Genomic DNA, 21,242 nt, shown 5'->3' with positions numbered 1-21,242 from the left:
TTTAATTTTATTAAAATAAATCACGGTATCAGTGAGTTAACAGAAAACATCAGTGATTATACGAAATCCTGAGCAAAAAGTGCTTTACAAATGATACTGAGAACTATTATCATCAAGTCACTTTCAGATGACCACCTTCAGGGTTCAGATGAAAGAACGACATTGCTCACATTGCTTCCAGTGTTTATTTAGCCAGCCCAGTGCTGGCTTTTTTTTCCCCTTTTTCCCCGGGGCCATTCGCGCCGCAGGTGCGTTGGCTTTTCTGTGTCATCCTCCGGCCTGTGGCTGTGTTGGTTGCGCTCAGTATTCCGGGTCACATACTTGTGTATGCTCCCCGGAATCCTTCCCTTACCGCCTTGCCACAAACCGGATGATTTCACAGATGAATTGTTTGGTTTTGATAATGTAAAAATTCATTCGGGAATAACCGGCAAAAAAAGGAAAGCGTAAAGCGCCATGGATGGCGCGATCCGAGCGGACAGGGATGTGTCAGCGTCTTTCCGCTTTGCTGGTTATCCCGCCGCCCGGGTCTGAAAGAAGATGGTTTTAATGGTTATCTCCGCATCCCCCTGTCAGCACTTATTCAAATTTTTTGAATTCTTGCGTTAAACCCGGCTACTGGTGAAATTAGCGGCAGGACGTAAACTTAACCTCATCAGATTGAGGAGAAAAATTATGATCTATGTACGCCCTGCAAATGAACGCGGCCATGCTAACCACGGCTGGCTCGACAGCTGGCACACCTTTTCGTTTGCCGATTATTATGACCGTAACTTTATGGGCTTTTCCGCCCTGCGGGTTATTAACGAAGATTTTATCGCGGAAGGTCAGGGGTTCGGTACCCATCCGCATAAAGACATGGAAATTCTTACCTATGTGCTGGGTGGTGCGGTGGAGCATCAGGACAGCATGGGGAATAAAGAACAGGTGCCTGCCGGTGAGTTCCAGATCATGAGCGCCGGAACCGGGATCCGACACTCGGAATATAACCCGAGTAATGATAATCCGCTGCATCTGTATCAGATCTGGATTATCCCTGAAAAAACCGGTCTGACTCCGCGCTATGAACAGCGCCGGTTCGATGCGGCAAACGGACGCCAGCTGGTGCTTTCCCCGGATGCCCGTGACGGCTCGCTGAAAGTTTTTCAGGACATGACACTGTGGCGCTGGACACTGGCCGCCGGTGAAGAAGGGGAATATCAGCCTCAGAGCGGACGGATGGTCTGGATCCAGGTGGTGAAAGGTGAGCTGACCGTGAATGGCCAGACGGTGAAAACCAGTGATGGCGTGGCCGTATGGGATGAAGCGTTAATCAGCCTGAATGCCGCACAAGACAGTGAAATCCTGCTGTTTGACCTGCCGCCTGCCCAATAAAACAGAAAGCCCCGGATCATCTGACCCGGGGCTACTGTGTTGCTCACACTACTTTTCTTGTTATCCGGTTACAGCGAAGGCCCTGCACTAATCAGAGCCTGACCCGCCGGCGTGTCGGTATATTTATCAAAATTATTTATAAACCGCCCTGCGAGGTCTTCCGCTTTTTCCTGCCACTGCGCCACATTATCATACGTGTTGCGCGGGTCGAGTATATGACTGTCGACACCCGGCAGTTCGTGAGGAATGGCCAGATTAAAGACCGGCAGCGTATGTTTTGCCGCTTTATCAATATCCCCACTAAGAATGGCGTCTATGATAGCACGAGTATTCTTAATTGAAATGCGTTTTCCGGTTCCGTTCCACCCGGTGTTCACTAAATACGCTTTTGCCCCGGCCGCTTTCATCCGTTTTACCAGTACGTCTGCGTACTGTGTCGGATGCAGCGTCAGGAATGCCGCACCGAAGCAGGCAGAGAAAGTGGGTGTCGGCTCTGTGACGCCGCGCTCGGTACCGGCCAGTTTTGCGGTAAATCCGGATAAGAAATGATACTGCATCTGTTCCGGTGTCAGTTCCGCCACCGGCGGCAGCACACCGTAGGCATCGGCAGTCAGGAAAATCACATTGTTGGCGTGACCCGCTTTGGAAACCGGTTTAACAATGTTTTCAATATGATAGATAGGGTAAGAAACCCGGGTATTTTCGGTTTTGCTGCCGTCATCAAAATCCACACTGCCGTCCGGACGGACAACCACGTTTTCCAGCAGTGCATCGCGGCTGATGGCGTGATAAATATCCGGCTCTGCTTCTGCAGATAAATTAATGGTTTTGGCGTAGCAGCCGCCCTCAAAGTTAAAGACGCCGTCATCATCCCAGCCGTGTTCATCATCGCCGATCAGTTTACGTTTCGGATCGGTTGAGAGGGTGGTTTTACCGGTGCCGGACAGGCCGAAGAAAATCGCCACATCCCCTTTTTCACCCACGTTTGCCGAGCAGTGCATGGAGGCAATGCCCTGTAACGGCAGCAGATAGTTCATGATGGAGAACATGCCTTTCTTCATCTCACCGCCGTACCAGGTACCGCCGATAAGCTGGATGCGCTCGCTCAGATTGAATGCCACAAAATTTTCCGAATTCAGCCCCTGCGCCTGCCAGTCCGGGTTCACGCATTTCGCACCGTTCATCACAATGAAGTCCGGTTCAAAATCATGCAGTTCGTTTTCATCCGGGCGGATAAACATGTTTTTGACGAAGTGTGCCTGCCAGGCAACCTCGGTAATAAAGCGGACTTTCAGGCGGGTATCGGCATTGGCGCCGCAGAAGGCGTCCACCACAAACAGGCGTTTGCCGGATAACTGATTGGTGATCAGGTGTTTCAGGGAATTCCAGGTGTCCTGTGACAGCGGTTTGTTGTCGTTTTTGCCTTTTCCCTGATCCGCCCACCAGACGGTGTCGCGGGTGAGATCATCCCTGACCAGATATTTGTCTTTCGGTGAGCGGCCGGTAAAGATACCGGTGTCTACCGCGACCGCGCCGCTGGTGGTGACAACACCGTGTTCATAACCGGTCAGGCCGGGACGGGTTTCTTCATCAAAGAGTAAGTCATAACTCGGGTTATAGATTATTTCTGCGGCATCGCGGATACCATACTGCTCCAGTTCACTCACAGCCATTGTTTTTACGCTCATCCAAAGCCTCCGGGTTGTCGGAATATCTCCATATATCATAATTATTTACGACTGGTTAACAGCGATTGCTATCAAATAAATGAAAATCCGGATTTTATTTGGGTTTATTTTGTGAGCTGGCTCGATACCATAAGAAAAAATAAACAAAAAGGCCGCATCCGGGGAGCCCGGTGCGGCCTGGTGTTGCGTCAGCTAAAACGAATCAGTGCAGCGAAGCGTTTTTCTGAGTGCGGATTTCATGAATATCCTGTTCATCAAAGATATGATGAGCACCGCAATATTCACACTCCATATCAATTTTGCCATCTTCCTGCAAAATATGATTAACATCTTCCTCCGGCAGTGTTACCAGCGTATCTGCGCAGCGTTCTCGGGAACAACCGCAATGAAACGCTACCGGTGCCGGTTCATACAGCACAACGTCTTCTTCATGATAGAGACGGTACAGGATGGTTTCGGCATCCAGGGTAAAGAGCTCATCAGACGAAATAGTGGCAGTCAGCTGCATCAGGTGGCTGAACATGTTCTGTGTTTCTTCCTGAGTACGGGCTTCTGCTGATGCCGGCAGTGCCTGTAACAGCATCCCGGCGGCCTGCATTTTGCCGTCGTGTTCCGCAACGCGGACAAACAGGCTGGTCGGCAGCTGTTCGGACTGACGGAAATAGTCATCCAGACATGCTTCAAGCGTTTCCCCTTCCAGCGCCACAATACCCTGATAACGCTCGCCCTGACGTGGCGTAATAGTAATGACCATAAAGCCTTTGCCGATCATATCGTGGAAACCGGCACCGGCAGGCACATCGCCGTTCATACGGGCAATACCGCGCATCTGCTGGCGGTCGTTGCCGTTGATCACAGCGAGACGGACCGGGCCGTCGCCCTGGATCTGAACGGTGATATCCCCTTCAAATTTCAGGGTCGCGGTCAGCAGGCTGGTGCAGACCAGCAGTTCGCCGAGCAGGCGGCGGACAGGCTCCGGGTAATGATGATTATCCAGGATCTGCTGTAATGTGCCGGAAGCATTGACCAATTCTCCCCGGACATCGCTTTTGTTAAACAGGAACCGGTGTAATGTATCTTGTCGTGCAGACATAATTTTCTCTCGTCTTAACCGCCGGTTATTCCGCGGTATCTGAATTACTGTGTTTAAATTTTAACAATGTCCGTCGTTCCTTTTTATCAGGACGTCGTTCCGGGTGCGGCATCGTCAGGGCATTCATTTTACGTGCAAGCGCGGTTTTTTCACGTTTTTCGATGCTCTCCGGGGTTTCTTCCCAGAGTGTCTGTGCCAGCGGCGCGCTCAGGCGCTTGTCCGTGATCCCCAGCACGCGGATTGTCCGTTCATCATTTCCCTGACGCAGGACGATAACCGCGCCGTTTTCGACCAGTTTTCCGGGCTTGGTCCGCTGCCCGTTATAATGAACCTTGCCGCCGTCAATCATGGTTCTGGCGATGGAGCGGGTTTTATAAAACCGTGCCGCCCAGAGCCATTTATCAAGGCGGACAGGCTCTGTGACCTGTGAAGCCTGTTGCATGGTTACTCCGTGACAGACAGTGCAGCCGTTACGGCTGCACCTCAGAGGAAGGGTAGTCGTGCCGGAAGCAGTTGTCATAATAACGGCGGATATCCGTCATCCGGCGGCGGCGCTGACGCCAGCGGATAAACGTATAGATGCCGTTGATAATGGCCAGAAGGGAAAATACGACCAGTAAAATGCAGCTGCCGATAAACCGCGCCAGCATGACATTATCCGGCTGAAAGTGCAGCAGGATATGGCGGGTGCCGTTGGCATCCACAGACACATCCGTGACAATACCCTGAACCTCAAACGGGGTGTGCAGCAGCATATTGGAGAGCTTCTGCAGGGACTGCCAGTGTGCCAGCGGTGTCATTTCCTCTGTCTGTTCATTGACCGGGGCGTTCTCCACCAGGGATTTGCCTTCGTCACTGATCAGCAGCACACCACCAGGCGGCGGACTGTTCAGCCGCATTGCCGCATTTTCCACTTCTTTGTTTATAGCTGTAGATGTGGTGGCGATAACCAGCTTTTCCAAGGCCTCTGCACTTGCCGGACGCAATAAAACATTCGATTGCTCCAGTTTACCGGCTTTGGCGCGGGCTAATAAATTTTCCCAGTTCGGGGAATTCCCCAGATTGACGAGGGCGTTTTTCAGCCGCACACAGTCACTGTTTTCAAATTCACATAACGCCTGGGTTTTCAGAACCAGGGAGGAAAAGTCATCCAACAGGCTCATCCCGGAGCGGGTGATAACATTGCGCAGACTGTCGTTCACCTTACGGGCTCCGGCATCGGGATGCAGCTGGTTATTCAGTTCGGCAAGCAGCGCGGCGGCGCGATCAACCTGTTCGGACTCGGGAACCGGAAGCGGGGAGGTGTTGTTCCAGTAAATACCGGAGCAGTCAAATGCGCGGAAATTGGGTTTATCCTGGGCGGAGAGGTTCGGCGGCATGTAACACATCCCCACGCCTTTGGCTTCCAGAAAATCCCCCACATAGAGCGGCATATTCTGGAGTTCACTGAAATTGGTGGTGACTTTGGTTTCTGTGCCGGTCAGCCAGTTCAGGGCCAGTTTAACCGGTAAATTGACCGGCTGATTGCAGGCCAGAACCAGCAGGGCAAAGGCGCTGGTCAGGGCGATCAGCAGATTTTTGCCGTAACGGCGATACGGGAAGCGGGTGGATTCCTCGCGCAGGGAGAGGTATTTCCCCTGGCGGACAACCTGCTGATCCTCATACATTTCAATCTGTGTGACAGACCCGAGATCCTGATGCAGCCAGGGTTCCCAGTGGCGCGGGTAGATAAGGTCAATACCGCCGAGTGAAATGCTGTGCTTCTGACTGTGGTCAAAATCGCCGAACAGACCCCAGCGTTTCGGGATCCCCCGGTAGCACTGAATATCCCGCAGACGGCGGCGGTTGCTGATCGGGATCAGGGATAAAATGATGCCCGGCAGCAGCAGCCCGGCTCCGGCGGCCATCATCCAGTAAAATAAAAACGGCGGCATAAAGACCGCAGTGAGCGCCGTCAGCACGCCGCAGACAATCAGCGTGCCGCTGATAAACCCGTGACTGTGCTGCAGGTTATATTCCTGCCGGCTCTCTCTGCGTGTGCCGAGAAACTCAATATCAGCATTGCTGTTAGTCAGTATCGCGGCCTGTACCGGTACGTTGTTATTTTTTGTCATTGGCCTTGCCAGCGCGTGGTCATCAGTAAACTCACGTAAGTCATGACCGTTCAGCCCGACAATCATCGGTATCCCGTCAGTAAACATCACATCAATGACATTTGTGGCCTGAATAAATTCATCCAGAACCGCAGGCAGATAAACCTCGTTGCCTTCAATGTAGTAATGCCACTGCTGTCCGTTTTTCTCCGGGATAGCATACCGGGTGATGCGGTTGCACAGACGATAGACGTGATCACTTTTTTTGGGGAAAGCCGGTAATGTAAAGTGCAGATCATTACTGACCGCCTGCCGGGCAGCGCAGGTCAGATGGTGCTCAATGGCCTGAATTTCACCGGCACCCGGCCGGTGGTGTGTCAGACTGGCCAGTGAAGGTAATACATAACCTGCCCGGCGCTGTCTCCGCCGGTGACTGATAACAGAAACCATTATAAGACAACCGATCACCAGAGCGGCCGTTATAATGAGGGTGATAGTCATTTTTTCCCCGTCGTAATTGCCTGTGCAGCATAACAGTGAAGGAAGCCGTTAAAAAATCGGCCTTTTCTGATTATGCAAAAAAAATTATTTGAAATAACAGTCTGTTATAACTGATTATTTTCACTTTTACCTGCTGATTATGCTGTATGTTACCGTTATTTATTCATCCCGCCCGGTGCTTTTCTTTGTCTCAGGAACGGGTAATATGAAGCAGAGCAATAAGTGAGTGAACCAGGGAATTTACCCCGGTTTTTACTTATTCGCAAAGCGGTACTTTTTCACCCTGTACAGTTTTACTCTGTATGGTTGTACTGCGTTTTTATATTACGTACAGAGGCATACATGGCTGAATTACAAAAACCGAAAATTATCCGCATCGAGACTGTTGCCCAATCCCGCCTGTTTACTGTCCAGTCTGTTGCACTGAAATTCAGTAATGGTGCGGAACGGGTTTATGAACGTATGCGTCCTGCAACCCGTGAATCTGTCCTGATTGTCCCTGTGGTAAATAACGAACTTATCCTGATCCGGGAATATGCGGCGGGTGTGGACAGCTATGAGCTGGGGTTCCCGAAAGGTGCAGTCGATCCCGGTGAGGATATGCTGACTGCCGCTAACCGTGAGCTGAAAGAAGAAATCGGGTTTGGTGCCCGCACACTGACACCGCTGCGCCGCGTCACCATGTCCCCGTCCTATTTCTCCGGGCAGATGAATATCCTGCTGGCGGAAGGTCTGTATCCTGAAAAGCTGGAGGGCGATGAGCCGGAACCGCTGGTTCAGGAGCGCTGGCCGGTCAGTAAGATGATGGATCTGCTGACTCATCCGGATTTTAACGAGGCCCGCAATATTACCGCGCTGTTCCTGGCGCAGCAATTTTTACAGCGTACCGGTCACTAAGCTATTTTTAACACAAATCTGTTTGTGTTAATCATCGAAAAAAGACATTCATTTGTGTTAAGTAACAACGATTGAAAAAAAAGGGCTGCCTTCAGGCAGCCCTTCTGTTTTTATCCGCTTAATCAGAACAGTTCTTCCGAACCGCCGTCCTGCTGGATAATCGTTGTACCCACTTCCGACACGCCGTAATCAGTCGGCTCGGTGCCTTTGATAAAGTATTCGGAACGGGAGTTGCCGCCGGAGCCCAGCTTACCGGTGCTGCGGTTGATCTGAACGGAGATAATTCCCGGTGGCGGCGGATCTTTGCGTTCCGGCACACCTTCCAGCGCAACTTTCATAAAGTCGTTCCAGATAGGCTGGGCGCTTTTCGCACCGGCCTCACCACGGCCGAGGTCACGGGCGTTTTCATCAAAACCAATCCAGACCGCAGCAACGATGTCCGGGCCGTAGCCGACAAACCAGGCATCTTTTGAGCTGTTGGTGGTACCGGTTTTACCGCCGAGGTCACGGCGTTTGATATCCCGCATTGCCCGCCAGCCGGTTCCGCTCCAGCCCGGTTCGCCATAGATATTGGAGTTCATGGCGTCTTTGATCAGGAAGGCCACCTGGGTGCTGACTACATGCGGTGCATACGGGGAATCACTTCCTGCCTGCGGTGCTTTTTCCAGGTCGGCTTCCGGGGCTGCCGGCTGGTCATTTTCCTGCGGCTGGCTGTCTGATTTCGCCACGTCGTTTTCCAGAGCATCCTTGTTCAGGCTGCTTTCCAGGTCATGTGAACCTTCGCCGTAGATCACCGGGATGTTGGTGCACTGCGGACAGGCAATTTTCGGCTCTGCGGTAAACAGAGCTTTGCCTTCGGTGTTATCAATCCGGCTGATAAAATACGGGTCGACCAGATAGCCGCCGTTGGTCATCACGGCATAGCCGCGCACCATCTGCATCGGGGTGAATGAGGAAGAGCCGAGCGCCATGGATTCTGTCCGGACAATGTTACTGTCCGGGAAGCCGAAGCGCAGCAGATAATCGGCGGCATAATTCACGCCCATTGCCCGCATGGCCCGCACCATCACCACGTTCTTCGATTGTCCCAGCCCCTGACGCAGACGGATCGGGCCGTCATAGCGCGGTGGTGAGTTTTTCGGTCGCCAGTCAGGACCAGCGCCGTCCGCACGGACAATCGGCAGGTCATTGAGCAGGGAGGCGAGTGTCAGACCTTTATCCAGTGCGGCGGTATACAGCAACGGTTTGATGCTGGAGCCGACCTGGCGCAGAGACTGGGTGACACGGTTGAATTTGCTCAGCCCGAAATCAAAGCCGCCGACCAGTGCGATCACCGCACCATCCGTTGGATTGAGTGCCACCAGGGCAGAGTTGACATCCGGGATCTGTGCCAGCATCCAGCGGTCTTTGTTCTGACGCACCCAGATCTGCTCACCGGCATGCACCACACCGTTTACCGCACGCGGTGCCGGACCCATAGCGCGATCAGAGATAAATTTGCGCGCCCAGCGCATGCTGTCCATGGTCAGGTCGATGGTGGAGCCGTCTTTGAGCATCACCTGTGCACGGTTAGCATCCGCACTCAGCACAACACCCGGGTTGAGCGGGCCGTAGACCTGTAACGTTTTCAGTTTGCTCAGGATCTGCTCTGTATCCCATGCCGCACTGTTCTGCGGCCACAAAACCTGCTGAGCTCCCCGGTAACCGTGGCGCATATCGTAGTCGATGATACCGGTATGAACCGCATCTTCAGCACTGAGCTGATCTTTGCGTTTAACGGTGGTGTAGACCTTATAACCATCGGTATAGGCATTTTCACCGTACTTTTCAATCATTGCCATACGAACCATTTCTGCCAGATACGGCGCGGAAAAATCAATTTCCGGGGCGTGATAACGGGCTTCGATCGGCTCATTACGCGCTTCATCATACTGGGCGCGGGTAATGTAATTCTCTTCCAGCATCCGCGTCAGCACCACATTACGGCGGGCCAGGGCGCGGGATTTGGAGTAAAGCGGGTTAAAGGTGGACGGTGCCTTCGGCAGCCCGGCGATCACCGCAATCTCACTGAGAGTCAGCTGATCAAGGCTTTTGCCGAAATAGACATAAGCCGCAGCCCCCACGCCGTAAGCGCGCTGGCCGAGGTAAATTTTGTTCAGATACAGCTCGAGAATTTCATCTTTGGTCAGCATCTGTTCGATGCGGATGGCCAGGAACGCTTCCTTTACTTTACGGATAACGGTTTTTTCTGGGCTCAGGAAGAAGTTACGGGCAAGCTGCTGTGTGATGGTACTGGCGCCCTGTGAGGCACGACCGGAGGTCATGGCAACAGAAGCGGCACGGAAAATCCCGATCGGGTCGATTCCGTGGTGGTCATAGAAACGGCTGTCCTCCGTCGCGATAAAGGCATTCCTTACCATCGGCGGGATCTGGCTGAGTGTCAGCGGAATACGGCGTTTTTCACCGAACTGGGCAATCAGTTCGCCATCCGCGCTGTAGACCTGCATTGGTGTCTGTAATTTGACATCTTTCAGTGTGGCCACATCGGGCAGGTCAGCCTCGACATATTTGTACATGCCATATATCGATGCTGCTCCAAGAAAAATGCAACAGACAACAAAGATCAATAAATACTTTAAGAACTTCACCTGAAAATTTCCGTTAGCCGTGTGGTGGACAGTTTATAAACAGCGACCCTGTAGTATAAAGGTTCATGCGTTTCTTGAATACGTATTTTGTAACCACAGGAAAATTAAGAGAAAAAAGTATTTCTCATATCAATAATACAGGGATAATTTATGCGGATTGCTTCACGGATGGCGGGAATTTCACTTCAGGACGGGGAGATCAGGATAGCACTGGCGCGGCGCATACGCCGGAGGTGGTGTTTTGAGGATTTTATCACGCTGACACTGCCGGAAACGGAATCAGCCGAAAACGGTGTGCCCGGCCTGTCTGCGGTTGCGGCTGCACTGGCGCCATGGCGGCGGCGTATCCGCGGGCGGCCGGATTGCCGGGCGGCACTGCCGGTGTCACTCTGTCTTCAGCAGCAGATCCGCCTGCCGGAGAGCCGTGTCGCGCAGTCTGCGGTGGTGCCGCTGATAGATACCTGGCTGGCGCGCACATTTCCGGGGCGTCATCAGGATCTTATCTATGATTACCGGTGGTTTTCCGGCGATATTATTCTGACGGCGCTGCACCGTACTGTCCGTGATCAGTGGCTGTCGCTGGCGGCGGAACTCCGCGCGGATCTGACGGTACTCAGCATTATTCCCTGTGCGCTGCGCTGTTTTGCCTGCGCCAGGGGTGTGGCCGCACAGGACTGGCTGGTTTTCCGTCAGGGGAACAGTCTTTGCTGGACTGCCGGTGAAACGCAGCCGGTACTGAGCGGACGGGCTGACCTGACCCTGCCGTCATTACTGACAGAGCTGAAAACACAGGGTTTTGATGAGTCACAGGCGGCACTGTGCTGTCTGCATGATACTGCGCTGCTGCCGCAGGCATGGCAGCGGGAATGCCGGCGTTACCGCAATGCGGAAGCGGATGATGTCCCGCCGGGCTACGCGGCGGCGGCAGGGATGGTGCTTTGCGGGGAGGAGCGGCTATGACACACCGGGTGAATCTGACTGCCTGGCGCTCCCGGCTGAAACGGCAAATCTGCCGCCGGATGGTTTTCCGGTTTCTGATGGCAGGCGGCGTGCTGTTATCCGCATTGCTGCCGGTTTATCTGCGTCATTCACTGAATGTGCAGCATCTGGCGTTGTTACAGGCCGCATTTGATGATCGGGAAATCCGTCTTGCGCCGCAGCGGGCTGAACTTGCCCGTCAGCGTGCGCTACAGCGGCAGGCGGAAACGGAAAATCTGCGGCAGCAGCAAACTGCACGGGAAAACCGCCGTTACCGGGATTTGCTGGTTTTTTTGCAGGCTCAGCTGCCGGAAGATGCCTGGCTGGCGCGTTATCAGGCAGAGCAGCAAAAGCATGATACAGAAAGCAGTGTGCGCCATGCCCTGTCGGTGAACCGCCGTCAGGTGATTGTCCCGTCTCATCCTTTATTACAGCGGGCACCGCCGGGGCTGATGCCGCTCAGGCTGATCAGCCTGCAGCATCACAAAACAGCCGGGATCCGGCAGTTTATATTGGTGACCGGGAGGAGCCGGTCATGAATCTGAACACAGTATGGCGCTGTGCGCAGTACCGGCGCGTGCAGTGGGGAGTGACTGCCGGGATCTGGTTATCGGCCGGTGTGGTGTTCTGGTGTTTTTATCTGCAACCGGCAGCCGGGGAAACGGAAATGCGGTTCCGGCAGTTGCAGCGGCTGACAGCACTGTCAGAACAGGCGGTGCCGGAAACGGTGGTTCTGCCGCCCCCGGATATCCCGCCGCTGTTTACCTTACTGCCCGAAAATGCGCTGCCGTTGCTGACCGGCTGGCAGCAGGAGCCGCCGGAACAGCCGGAACGCTGGGTGCTGACCTTTGAGGCGCATTACCCTGAGCTGGCGGCGCTGCTCGATACCCTCAGCGGGGAGCTGACTCAGTTGCCGATCACCCGGCTTTCGCTGCACCCGCTGACACCCGGAACCTCCTCATCCCCGCCGCTGTTGCAGCTGACACTGCATCTGGCATTACCGGGGGCGGATTCACCGGATCCGGAAAAGGAATGGCATGATGATGAATAAAGCAAAATCAGCCGCCCGGCTGATCACCGGTTGTTGTCTGCTGCTTGCGGCAGCGGCTCCCGGCGGGCAGCATCCGCGGGATCTTTTTCAGCCTGTCGTCATCAGTGAGGAACCGGCCGTGCTGACAGAACTCCCCGTGATGTATTCCCCGCCGCTGATACCGGAAAGCGGGCAGAGCCGCACATTTACCCTGCAATATGCGGATGCGGCGGACATGCTGGCCCTGCTGAAACAGCATCACGGGGAATGGTTTACAGATAATAAAGCGCCGGAAGCCGACCCGCTGACAAATTCCCTCTTTATAGAAGCACAACCGGATGTGCTGTCGCGGGCGGAAGCCTGGCTGGCACAGATGGATCAGCCGCAGCAGCAGGTGCAGATTACGGCGCATATTGTGTCCGGCTCGCGGGAAGGGCTGCATGAGCTGGGGCTGCAGTGGGGAACCGTGCTGCCGTCACCAGAGTCCGGCAACCGCCTGCAGCTGCATCAGGCGCGGGGAAATAACACGTTCACCTTTAATATCGCCCGTCTCGGCGGCCATCTGCTGGAGATGGAACTGAGCGCACTGGAGCAGGAACAGCAGCTGGATATTGTCGCCAGCCCGCGCCTGACCACGGCGCACGAGCATCCCGCCAGTATCAAACAGGGAGCGGAAATTCCGTACACCACGCAAAACCATGAGTCCGGTTCACAGGTACAGTTCCGCGAGGCGGTACTGGGGATGGAGGTGACACCGCAGATCCTGCGGGATAATAAAGTACGTCTGACACTGCATATCAGCCGTAATGCCCCCGGTGCAGCGCTGATGCAGAACGGCAGCGAGCAGTATTCCATTGATAAGCAGGAAATCACCACACAGGTGATTGTCCGCAGCGGGGAAACCCTGATCCTCGGCGGGATTTTTCAGCAGGATAAAGGCAGACAGGTGACCGGAGTGCCGTATTTATCGTCGATCCCATTGATGGGAAAGCTTTTTACTCATCAATACGATAAACTCAGCCGCCGTGAATTAGTGATATTCATTACACCGCAGTTGATCGATATTTAGTAACTGTATCAATATCAGCATGTTGTATCATTATTCACGGATTATATGCGCAGAATAACGGGTTTTTTTACCGGTTCTGCGGTGTTATACATTTGACGATTGCAACGATTTAGCATACAAGAGTTAGCAAATTTAGCAGGTATGAAATCACTGCCGCCGTAAAATATGCCGTTAATCCGTTGACGGACAACGTCCTGATTCTCAGATCGCGCCTTATGTTTCTGTACAGCTCCTGTTTTCAGGAGGATTCACGGAAATATAAGGCGCGGTTTTTCGCAGGCGTTATGATAGTATGTGCGGATGTTCAGAGGCCGGATTGCGACAGGCGTCACACAGCAGCACCTGAGGTATCTTTCCGGTTTCGTGCCGGTATGGTTGCAATCGGGCAGAATGTGCGGAGATAATTTCAGGTTACTCACGCAGATTCACTCATGAGGTTTCATTTGAGGTCCCGCCGCTGATCGGGTGAGCGGGGCGGGTTATCATTAACGAATATTCTTAGTTATACCAAAAACATGGCAGAGAAACGCAATATCTTTCTTGTCGGCCCGATGGGTGCCGGCAAAAGTACTATTGGTCGTCAGCTGGCTCAGCAATTAAATATGGAATTCTTTGATTCCGACCAGGAAATTGAACGCCGCACCGGAGCCGATGTGGGCTGGGTGTTTGATGTCGAAGGTGAAGAAGGTTTTCGCCTGCGTGAAGAAAAAATCATCAATGAACTGACTGAAAAGCAGGGTATCGTCCTGGCTACCGGCGGGGGTTCCGTCAAGTCACGGGAGACCCGCAACCGCCTGTCTGCGCGGGGTGTGGTTGTATACCTTGAGACCAATATTGAAAAACAACTGGCCCGGACACAGCGCGATAAAAAGCGTCCGTTGTTACAGGTCGATGAGCCGGTCCGGGAAGTCCTGGTCAAACTGGCCGATGAACGCAATCCGATGTATGAAGAGATCGCGGATATTACTATCCACACCGATGATCAGAGTGCAAAAGTGGTTGCAAATCAAATTATTGAACTGTTAGAAACCAACAGTTAATTTCATTTTACCGGCAACATGCGGAGGTGCCATGGAAAAAGTGACTGTGACTCTGGGTGAGCGTGCTTATCCTATTTCAATTGCTCCGGGTCTCTTTTCCCTCTCCGGCACCTTTGCGTCGCTGACCACCGGTCAGCGTGCAATGATAGTTACCAACGAAACCCTTGCCCCGCTGTACCTTCAGACACTGACCGATAACCTTGCGCAAGCCGGCGTACAGGCGGATTCCGTGATTTTGCCGGACGGCGAGCAGTATAAATCCCTGACCACCCTTGACCGTATTTTTACCGCGCTGCTGGAAAACAATCACGGGCGTGATACCACGCTGATTGCGCTGGGCGGCGGTGTTATCGGTGATCTGACCGGATTTGCGGCAGCGAGCTATCAGCGCGGCGTCCGTTTTATTCAGGTGCCGACCACGCTGCTGTCTCAGGTGGATTCATCTGTCGGCGGTAAAACCGGCGTGAACCATCCGCTGGGTAAAAATATGATTGGTGCCTTCTGGCAGCCGGTCAGTGTGGTGATTGATCTCGACTGCCTGAAAACCCTGCCGCGCCGTGAACTGGCGTCAGGGCTGGCGGAAGTCATCAAATACGGCATTATTCTGGATCACGATTTTTTTATCTGGCTGGAAAATAATATCGACCGTCTGCTGGCACTTGAGCCGCAGGCGATGGCGTACTGCATCCGCCGCTGCTGTGAACTGAAAGCAGAGGTGGTGGCTGCGGATGAAAAAGAGACCAGCGGGCTGCGCGCACTGCTGAATCTCGGCCATACATTCGGCCACGCCATTGAGGCGGAAATGGGCTACGGTGTCTGGCTGCACGGCGAGGCAGTCGCCGCAGGGATGGTGATGGCTGCACGCACGGCTGAACTGCTCGGGACCTTCCGCCCGGAAGAGACAGAGCGGGTCATTGCGCTGCTTATCCGCGCCGGGCTGCCGGTGCGCGGACCGGAATCCATGCCGGCGGATGCGTATCTGCCGCACATGATGCGGGATAAAAAAGTGCAGGGCGGTAAACTGCACCTGATTGTCCCGGAAACAATCGGCCGGTCAGTTGTCCGTGCGGATATCCCGCATGACAGGGTGCTGGCTGCCATTCAGTCCGTGTAACGGAAGCGGCGGCAGAAGTTTTTTGATATCTGTCTCGCTGAGTGCCGGGAAAATGGTTACACTACGCATTATGACGCACTCACCGGGCGTCAGTTCTCTTCTGTTATATCCAAAGACACAGTTTCTGCTCTGATGGGAGGGCAAAATGGACGGCTTTAAACCCGAAAAGCAAGAACCACAGATTTTCAGCCAGCCGGATGATGAATCTATCCGTCCGGACGCATCTGACAGACCGGAGCGCCCTGAACGCCGTAATCCGCGTCCGCGCCCGCAGCAGTCACGGCCTAAGTTTGCCGTCTCCCGCCAGCAGATGATGATCGGCGTGGCGGTTGTGGTCCTGGTATTACTGATTATCGCGATAAGCTCCGCGCTGAAATCGCCGTCAGAACCGGAAGCCCAGCCGCAGGCACAGAACGGCGAGCGCCCGATTACCCTCGGCACCGGCAGCAATGACGGTGCAACACAGTTACAGCCAACCGAACCGGTTCCGTCACAGACCGGGCAGACCGGCGTGAATCTCCCTGCTATCAATAACCTGCCGACACAGGCACAGCCGCCGTCACAGACAACCGGCACCGGCCAGCGCGTGGATATCCCGGGGGATATTAACGATGCCCTGAATCAGGGAAATACGCAGGTGGGTATTAATAATGCGGCGCAGCAGAATATGAATAATCTGCCGCCGGTGGTCACTCCGAAGGAAGAGCCGAAGAAACCGGTACAACAGGTGAAACCGCAGCCGGTGAAAACCACCACGGCAACACCAGCCAAACCGCGTGAAACCACCAAACCGGCTACTGCGGCACCGGCTCCGTCAAAAAGCGGCACCGCGATCGCCAAAGCCCCTGCCGGGAACTATACCCTGCAGCTGAGCAGCGCGAGCCGTGCGGATACGCTGAAAGCCTTTGCGCAGAAGCACGGGTTATCCAACTATCAGGTTTATGAGACAACACGTAACGGAAAATCGTGGTACGTCCTGGTGTACGGTAATTTCCCGACAGTCGGGGATGCAAAACGGGAAGTTGAGCGTCTGCCTGCCGAAATTCAGGGGAAAAAACCGTGGGTCAGAAAGATGCAGCAAGTGCATCAGGACATGAAATAATAAACACGGATTCCGTCAGGTGCTGATTTGCTGTCTGAAACAGAGCAGAATCGGCGGCTCTGGCCTTTTTGAGCAATGATTACAGACAGCATGAAGAAACAACGCGCATTTTTGAAGTGGGCCGGCGGAAAATACACTCTGGCAGATGAAATAAAACGGCATCTGCCGGAGGGTGATTGTCTTATTGAGCCCTTTGTCGGCGCGGGGTCGGTTTTTCTCAATACAGATTATCCGCGCTATGTGCTGGCGGATATCAATAGTGATCTGATCCACCTCTACACGATGGTGAAGCAGCGGACTCAGGAATTTATCGATGAGTCCCGCAAGCTGTTCACGCCGCAGTTTAATGATGAATTACAGTACTATGCGCTGCGGGAACAGTTTAATCAGAGCACGGATCATTTCGAGCGCAGCATTCTGTTTCTCTATCTGAACCGCCATTGTTATAACGGTTTGTGCCGTTATAATTCCAAAGGCCGGTTTAATGTGCCCTTCGGGCGCTACCGCAAACCCTATTTCCCGGAAGCTGAACTGCTGTGGTTCGCGGAAAAAGCCCGCAACGCCCTGTTTGTCTGCCAGTCTTATGTGACCAGCATGGAAAATGCAGGCACCGGGGATATCGTCTATTGTGATCCGCCTTATGCGCCGTTATCACTGACAGCCAATTTTACGGCGTATCACACCAGCGGATTCGGGTTACCGGAGCAGCAGAATCTGGCACAACTGGCACAAATGCTTTCGTCGGATCGCAAAATTCCGGTTCTGATCTCGAATCATGACACCCCGCTGACCCGGGAGTGGTATCATCAGGCGCAACTACATATTGTCAAAGTGCGCCGCACTATCAGCCGCAATACACTTAACCGCCAGAAAGTGAATGAATTACTGGCGCTTTACCGCGGACAGTAAGCCGTTGAACCCGGCGGCGTCTTATTAAGAGGAAACAGGAATGAAAGAGTTTTTGATTGCTCCGTCCATTTTATCTGCTGACTTTGCCCGTCTGGGGGAAGACACCGCGAAAGTTCTCGCCGCAGGCGGCGATGTGGTTCACTTCGACGTGATGGATAACCATTATGTCCCGAACCTGACTATCGGGCCGATGGTGTGCAAGGCGCTGCGTGATTACGGTATTACCGCGCCGATTGATGTGCATCTGATGGTGAAACCGGTGGACAGCATTGTGCCGGACTTCGCCAAAGCGGGAGCAACCTACATTTCATTCCACGCGGAAGCGAGCGAGCACGTTGATCGCACCATTCAGCTTATCCGCGAATGCGGCTGTAAACCGGGCCTGGTATTCAACCCGGCCACGCCGCTCAGTTACCTCGATTATGTGATTGATAAACTGGATTTGATCCTGCTGATGTCGGTAAACCCGGGCTTCGGTGGTCAGTCCTTTATTCCGGAAACACTGAAAAAAGTGGAAGAAGTCCGCCGCCGCATTGATGCCAGCGGCCGTGATATCCGCCTGGAAGTCGATGGCGGAATTAAGACTGAAAATATCGCGGCAGTGGCGCAGGCCGGTGCGGATATGTTTGTGGCCGGCTCTGCGATTTTCGGCAAACCGGATTACAAAGCCGTGATTGATGATATGCGTAAAGAATTAACAAAGGTTTCAGCATGACAGACAAAACAGCAGTACAGCAATTCACAGGGATTAAAGCCGTTGCATTTGACCTGGACGGCACACTGACTGACAGTATTCAGGGACTGGCGGAAGCGACTGATCGCGCACTGGAAGCACTGGGCTACCGGAAAGCGGGCCGGGAAATGGCCTCTGTCTGGGTCGGTAACGGCGTTGATATGTTACTGGAACGTGCCCTGACTCATGCAACCGGTGAAAAACCTGATGCTGCACTGCACGCGAAATGCCGTCAGCTGTTTGATGATTTTTATGCTGAGACCGTTAAAACCGGCAGTCCGGCATTTCCGCATGTGGCAGAAACCTTACAGGTGATGGCAGACGCAGGGCTGGATCTGGCGATCGTGACCAACAAACCGTCTCAGTTTATTCCGTCGCTGCTGGCTGAAACCGGTCTGGATAAATTTTTCTCTGTCGTGCTCGGCGGGGATGATGTGAAAAATAAGAAGCCGCATCCGGCTCCGCTCTACCTGACGCTGGGTGAGTTCGGGCTGCGTAAGGAAGAGATGCTGTTTGTCGGGGACTCCCGCAATGACATCCTGGCGGCACGGGCAGCGGAATGTCCCTGTGTCGGCATGACCTACGGCTACAACTACGGTATTCCGATTGCTGACAGCAATCCGGATTGCGTACTGTCCGACTTTGCGGGTCTGCTGCCTGCACTCGGGCTGCCTCCGTTAACTCATCAGGAAGGATAATCATGAGCGGAACTAACACCAAAGCACACAAACCCGTTGTATTCAGCGGCGCACAGCCTTCCGGCGAACTGACCATCGGTAACTACATGGGCGCACTGCGCCAGTGGGTAAAAATGCAGGATGATTTTGACTGCATTTACTGCATCGTTGACCAGCACGCGATCACTGTCCGTCAGGATCCGGCGGAGCTGCGCAAACGCACACTGGATACACTGTCGCTTTATATGGCCTGTGGTCTGGAACCGGCAAAAAATACGCTGTTTGTTCAGTCCCATGTGCCGCAGCATGCACAACTGGGCTGGGCACTGAACTGCTACACCTATTTCGGCGAACTGAGCCGCATGACACAGTTTAAAGATAAATCTGCCCGTCATGCCGAAAACATCAACGCCGGTCTGTTTGACTATCCGGTGCTGATGGCCGCAGATATCCTGCTGTATCAGACTAACCAGGTGCCGGTCGGTATCGACCAGAAACAGCATCTGGAGCTGAGCCGTGATATCGCGCAGCGCTTCAACGCCATTTACGGTGATGTGTTTGTGGTGCCGGATCCGTTTATCCCGGCTGGCGGCTCCCGTGTGATGGCGTTACAGGATCCGACGAAAAAAATGTCGAAATCCGATGATAACCGTAACAACCTGATCGCCCTGCTGGAAGATCCGAAAGCGGCAGCGAAGAAAATCAAACGCGCGGTGACAGACTCTGAAGAGCCGCCACGCGTGATTTATGATTTGGAAAATAAACCGGGTGTTTCCAACCTGCTGGATATTCTCTCTGGTGTGACCGGCAAACCGGTTGCTGCGCTGGAAGCTGAATTTGAAGGCCAGATGTACGGTCACCTGAAAGGTGCGGTGGCGGATGCGGTTTCCGGCATGCTGACAGAGTTACAGACCCGTTATCACGAAATCCGTAACGATGATGTGTTACTGAACCGTGTAATGAAAGAGGGTGCTGAGAAAGCCTCTGCCCGTGCACAGGTCACGCTGGATAAAGTACACGACGCGATTGGTTTTGTACGTCGTCCGCTGTAATTACATGATATAAAAATAAAAATAGCGCCTTTCGGCGCTTTTTTTATCTCTGTCGTTACAGCCAGCCTTTCTCTTTTCGTGAACGGCATACCGGGCATAATGTCTGTCCCGGCTGCCAGCTCATAAAAGGCAGATGGCAGCTGCTGCAATGAGCATCAAAATAAGCATAGCGGACCGGCTGACTGTTTTTTTCTGCCTGCGGTATGACATCGATCGCTTTCGGGAAACAGACGTCACGGCAGCTCATGCAGCCGCTGCATTTTGTCTTATCCACGGTAAACTGATTATCCGCAATAGTGATAGCCCCTTCCTGACACACTGCCGCGCAGGCGGTACATAAAATACAGTTTTCCGTATCCGGGCGCACATCAAACCAGCTGTCATCCGGCCAGAGTTTTTTTCGCTCATTCAGACCGGTTCTGGCACGGCCGGTATTCAGCCCGCTACTGATGGTTTTCTGCCGGAACAGCGCAAAACGTTTTCCGGTATCCACCGGCGGCGGCGGGATGATAGTCAACTGCCAGATTGGTTCGCCGAGGGCTTTCAGGCGCAGATTGAGCGCTGCCAGTACCGGCAGCCAGTTATCAACTTCCGGCTCTGCTATCTGCATCCCGCGGATATGGTACTGCCGGTGCCAGACCAGCAGCTCTTCCGCGCTGGCCGGGGTTTCTTTCTTCTCAATCACCAGTTGCCCGTTATTGTTGTAGTTGCGTTCGCGGACAGGGATGTGTTCAATAGCATCAGACGGGCAGACAAACAGGCAGTTTCCGCACTGAAAACAGCGGTCATTATCAATTTTGACGTCGAGATAGCCGAATGTGACCGCATCTGCCGGGCAGCAGGCGGCGCAGTTATCACACTGACTGTTTTTGAGTTTCTTCCTGACACAGTGATCATTCACTGACGGCGGTGTGGTTTTTTCGCCGTTTATCAGGTAGTTGAGTGCGCTGCGTCTGATAACGTTAACTCCTTTTCCTGATCATAATATTGAGCTGGTCACTATTTTCCCATGAGCGGATGCCGTCTGCCACTGACGGGATCAATAATCTGCTTTTCACGCACTCATTTTTTGATGCAAAACAACCCGGCTGAATCGTAAAACCGTAAAATAACTATAGGTTAATAACTGCAGGTTATTGTATTACAAATGATTTATTGCGAATGGTTACCAGTCGCAATCTGACAATAAGCCGTTATCCGGCAACAACAATAATAATAACGATTACAAAATCAATTAAGCGAGC

Annotated in this window: 19 protein-coding genes; 13 read left to right on the top strand and 6 right to left on the bottom strand. The window is 53.3% G+C overall.

The window, feature by feature from the left end; translation table 11 throughout:
• Positions 1–675 precede the first annotated feature (675 nt).
• Positions 676–1,374 (top strand): pirin family protein, encoded by a 699-nt coding sequence (locus JL661_RS16940; RefSeq protein ID WP_062773353.1) that lies wholly within the window; start codon positions 676–678, stop codon positions 1,372–1,374.
• Between the two features lie 68 nt (positions 1,375–1,442).
• Here the strand turns inward: JL661_RS16940 and pckA are convergent, their stop codons facing one another.
• From pckA to JL661_RS16920, 4 genes are all read right to left on the bottom strand, one after another.
• Positions 1,443–3,062, bottom strand: coding sequence for a phosphoenolpyruvate carboxykinase (ATP) (pckA, locus tag JL661_RS16935; protein ID WP_036418286.1), 1,620 nt, complete (start codon positions 3,060–3,062; stop codon positions 1,443–1,445).
• A gap of 202 nt (positions 3,063–3,264) precedes the next feature.
• Positions 3,265–4,155, bottom strand: a complete 891-nt coding sequence (hslO, locus tag JL661_RS16930) for an Hsp33 family molecular chaperone HslO (protein WP_004238574.1) — start codon at positions 4,153–4,155, stop codon at positions 3,265–3,267.
• A gap of 25 nt (positions 4,156–4,180) precedes the next feature.
• The gene (hslR, locus tag JL661_RS16925; RefSeq protein WP_004238575.1) at positions 4,181–4,597 is read right to left on the bottom strand and encodes a ribosome-associated heat shock protein Hsp15; all 417 of its coding nucleotides are present in this window, start codon (positions 4,595–4,597) and stop codon (positions 4,181–4,183) included.
• A gap of 28 nt (positions 4,598–4,625) precedes the next feature.
• Positions 4,626–6,749 (bottom strand): IgaA/UmoB family intracellular growth attenuator, encoded by a 2,124-nt coding sequence (locus tag JL661_RS16920; RefSeq protein ID WP_036418285.1) that lies wholly within the window; start codon positions 6,747–6,749, stop codon positions 4,626–4,628.
• A 342-nt stretch (positions 6,750–7,091) separates the two neighbouring features.
• On the opposite strand from JL661_RS16920, the gene nudE reads away from it, so the two are divergent.
• Positions 7,092–7,646, top strand: a complete 555-nt coding sequence (gene nudE, locus JL661_RS16915; RefSeq protein ID WP_004238577.1) for an ADP compounds hydrolase NudE — start codon at positions 7,092–7,094, stop codon at positions 7,644–7,646.
• A 122-nt stretch (positions 7,647–7,768) separates the two neighbouring features.
• On the opposite strand, the gene mrcA is transcribed toward nudE, so the two are convergent.
• Positions 7,769–10,294, bottom strand: coding sequence for a peptidoglycan glycosyltransferase/peptidoglycan DD-transpeptidase MrcA (gene mrcA / locus JL661_RS16910; RefSeq protein ID WP_036413287.1), 2,526 nt, complete (start codon positions 10,292–10,294; stop codon positions 7,769–7,771).
• Between the two features lie 150 nt (positions 10,295–10,444).
• On the opposite strand from mrcA, the gene JL661_RS16905 reads away from it, so the two are divergent.
• The 11 genes from JL661_RS16905 to trpS all read left to right on the top strand — a co-directional run bounded on the left by JL661_RS16905 (position 10,445) and on the right by trpS (position 19,998).
• Positions 10,445–11,254, top strand: a complete 810-nt coding sequence (locus JL661_RS16905; RefSeq protein ID WP_032098627.1) for a hypothetical protein — start codon at positions 10,445–10,447, stop codon at positions 11,252–11,254.
• Complete coding sequence (locus tag JL661_RS16900) at positions 11,251–11,811, top strand: hypothetical protein (protein WP_004904593.1); 561 nt, start codon at positions 11,251–11,253, stop codon at positions 11,809–11,811. The genes JL661_RS16905 and JL661_RS16900 overlap by 4 nt, the downstream gene beginning before the upstream one ends.
• Positions 11,808–12,323 (top strand): hypothetical protein, encoded by a 516-nt coding sequence (locus tag JL661_RS16895; RefSeq protein ID WP_004237894.1) that lies wholly within the window; start codon positions 11,808–11,810, stop codon positions 12,321–12,323. Before JL661_RS16900 ends, JL661_RS16895 begins: the two co-directional genes overlap by 4 nt.
• Positions 12,310–13,371: a secretin N-terminal domain-containing protein gene (locus tag JL661_RS16890; protein ID WP_015422352.1), complete on the top strand. Its 1,062-nt coding sequence runs from the start codon at positions 12,310–12,312 to the stop codon at positions 13,369–13,371. Before JL661_RS16895 ends, JL661_RS16890 begins: the two co-directional genes overlap by 14 nt.
• Positions 13,372–13,886: 515 nt before the next feature.
• Positions 13,887–14,411 carry a shikimate kinase AroK gene (aroK, locus tag JL661_RS16885; RefSeq protein WP_004237896.1) on the top strand — a complete coding sequence of 175 codons (525 nt, stop codon included), beginning with the start codon at positions 13,887–13,889 and terminating at the stop codon, positions 14,409–14,411.
• Between the two features lie 31 nt (positions 14,412–14,442).
• Positions 14,443–15,525 (top strand): 3-dehydroquinate synthase, encoded by a 1,083-nt coding sequence (aroB, locus tag JL661_RS16880; protein WP_062773350.1) that lies wholly within the window; start codon positions 14,443–14,445, stop codon positions 15,523–15,525.
• 145 nt (positions 15,526–15,670) lie between these two features.
• Positions 15,671–16,627: an SPOR domain-containing protein gene (locus JL661_RS16875; protein ID WP_004237898.1), complete on the top strand. Its 957-nt coding sequence runs from the start codon at positions 15,671–15,673 to the stop codon at positions 16,625–16,627.
• A gap of 90 nt (positions 16,628–16,717) precedes the next feature.
• On the top strand, positions 16,718–17,536 hold the full coding sequence (dam, locus tag JL661_RS16870) for an adenine-specific DNA-methyltransferase (protein WP_036415636.1): 819 nt from the start codon (positions 16,718–16,720) through the stop codon (positions 17,534–17,536).
• A 40-nt stretch (positions 17,537–17,576) separates the two neighbouring features.
• A complete protein-coding gene (rpe, locus tag JL661_RS16865; protein ID WP_004237900.1) occupies positions 17,577–18,251 on the top strand; it encodes a ribulose-phosphate 3-epimerase in 675 nt (224 codons plus the stop codon).
• Positions 18,248–18,967 (top strand): phosphoglycolate phosphatase, encoded by a 720-nt coding sequence (locus JL661_RS16860; protein ID WP_004237901.1) that lies wholly within the window; start codon positions 18,248–18,250, stop codon positions 18,965–18,967. The genes rpe and JL661_RS16860 overlap by 4 nt, the downstream gene beginning before the upstream one ends.
• A 2-nt stretch (positions 18,968–18,969) precedes the next feature.
• Complete coding sequence (trpS, locus tag JL661_RS16855; RefSeq protein WP_004237902.1) at positions 18,970–19,998, top strand: tryptophan--tRNA ligase; 1,029 nt, start codon at positions 18,970–18,972, stop codon at positions 19,996–19,998.
• Positions 19,999–20,053: 55 nt separating this feature from the next.
• Here the strand turns inward: trpS and JL661_RS16850 are convergent, their stop codons facing one another.
• On the bottom strand, positions 20,054–20,899 hold the full coding sequence (locus JL661_RS16850) for a 4Fe-4S binding protein (protein WP_015422351.1): 846 nt from the start codon (positions 20,897–20,899) through the stop codon (positions 20,054–20,056).
• Positions 20,900–21,242 lie beyond the last annotated feature (343 nt).

The sequence above is a fragment of the Morganella morganii genome (assembly GCF_019243775.1).
Classification (GTDB): Bacteria; Pseudomonadota; Gammaproteobacteria; order Enterobacterales; family Enterobacteriaceae; genus Morganella; species Morganella morganii.
Note: the sequence above shows the minus strand (reverse complement) of the source record. Positions and strands in the feature narration are given on the sequence as shown.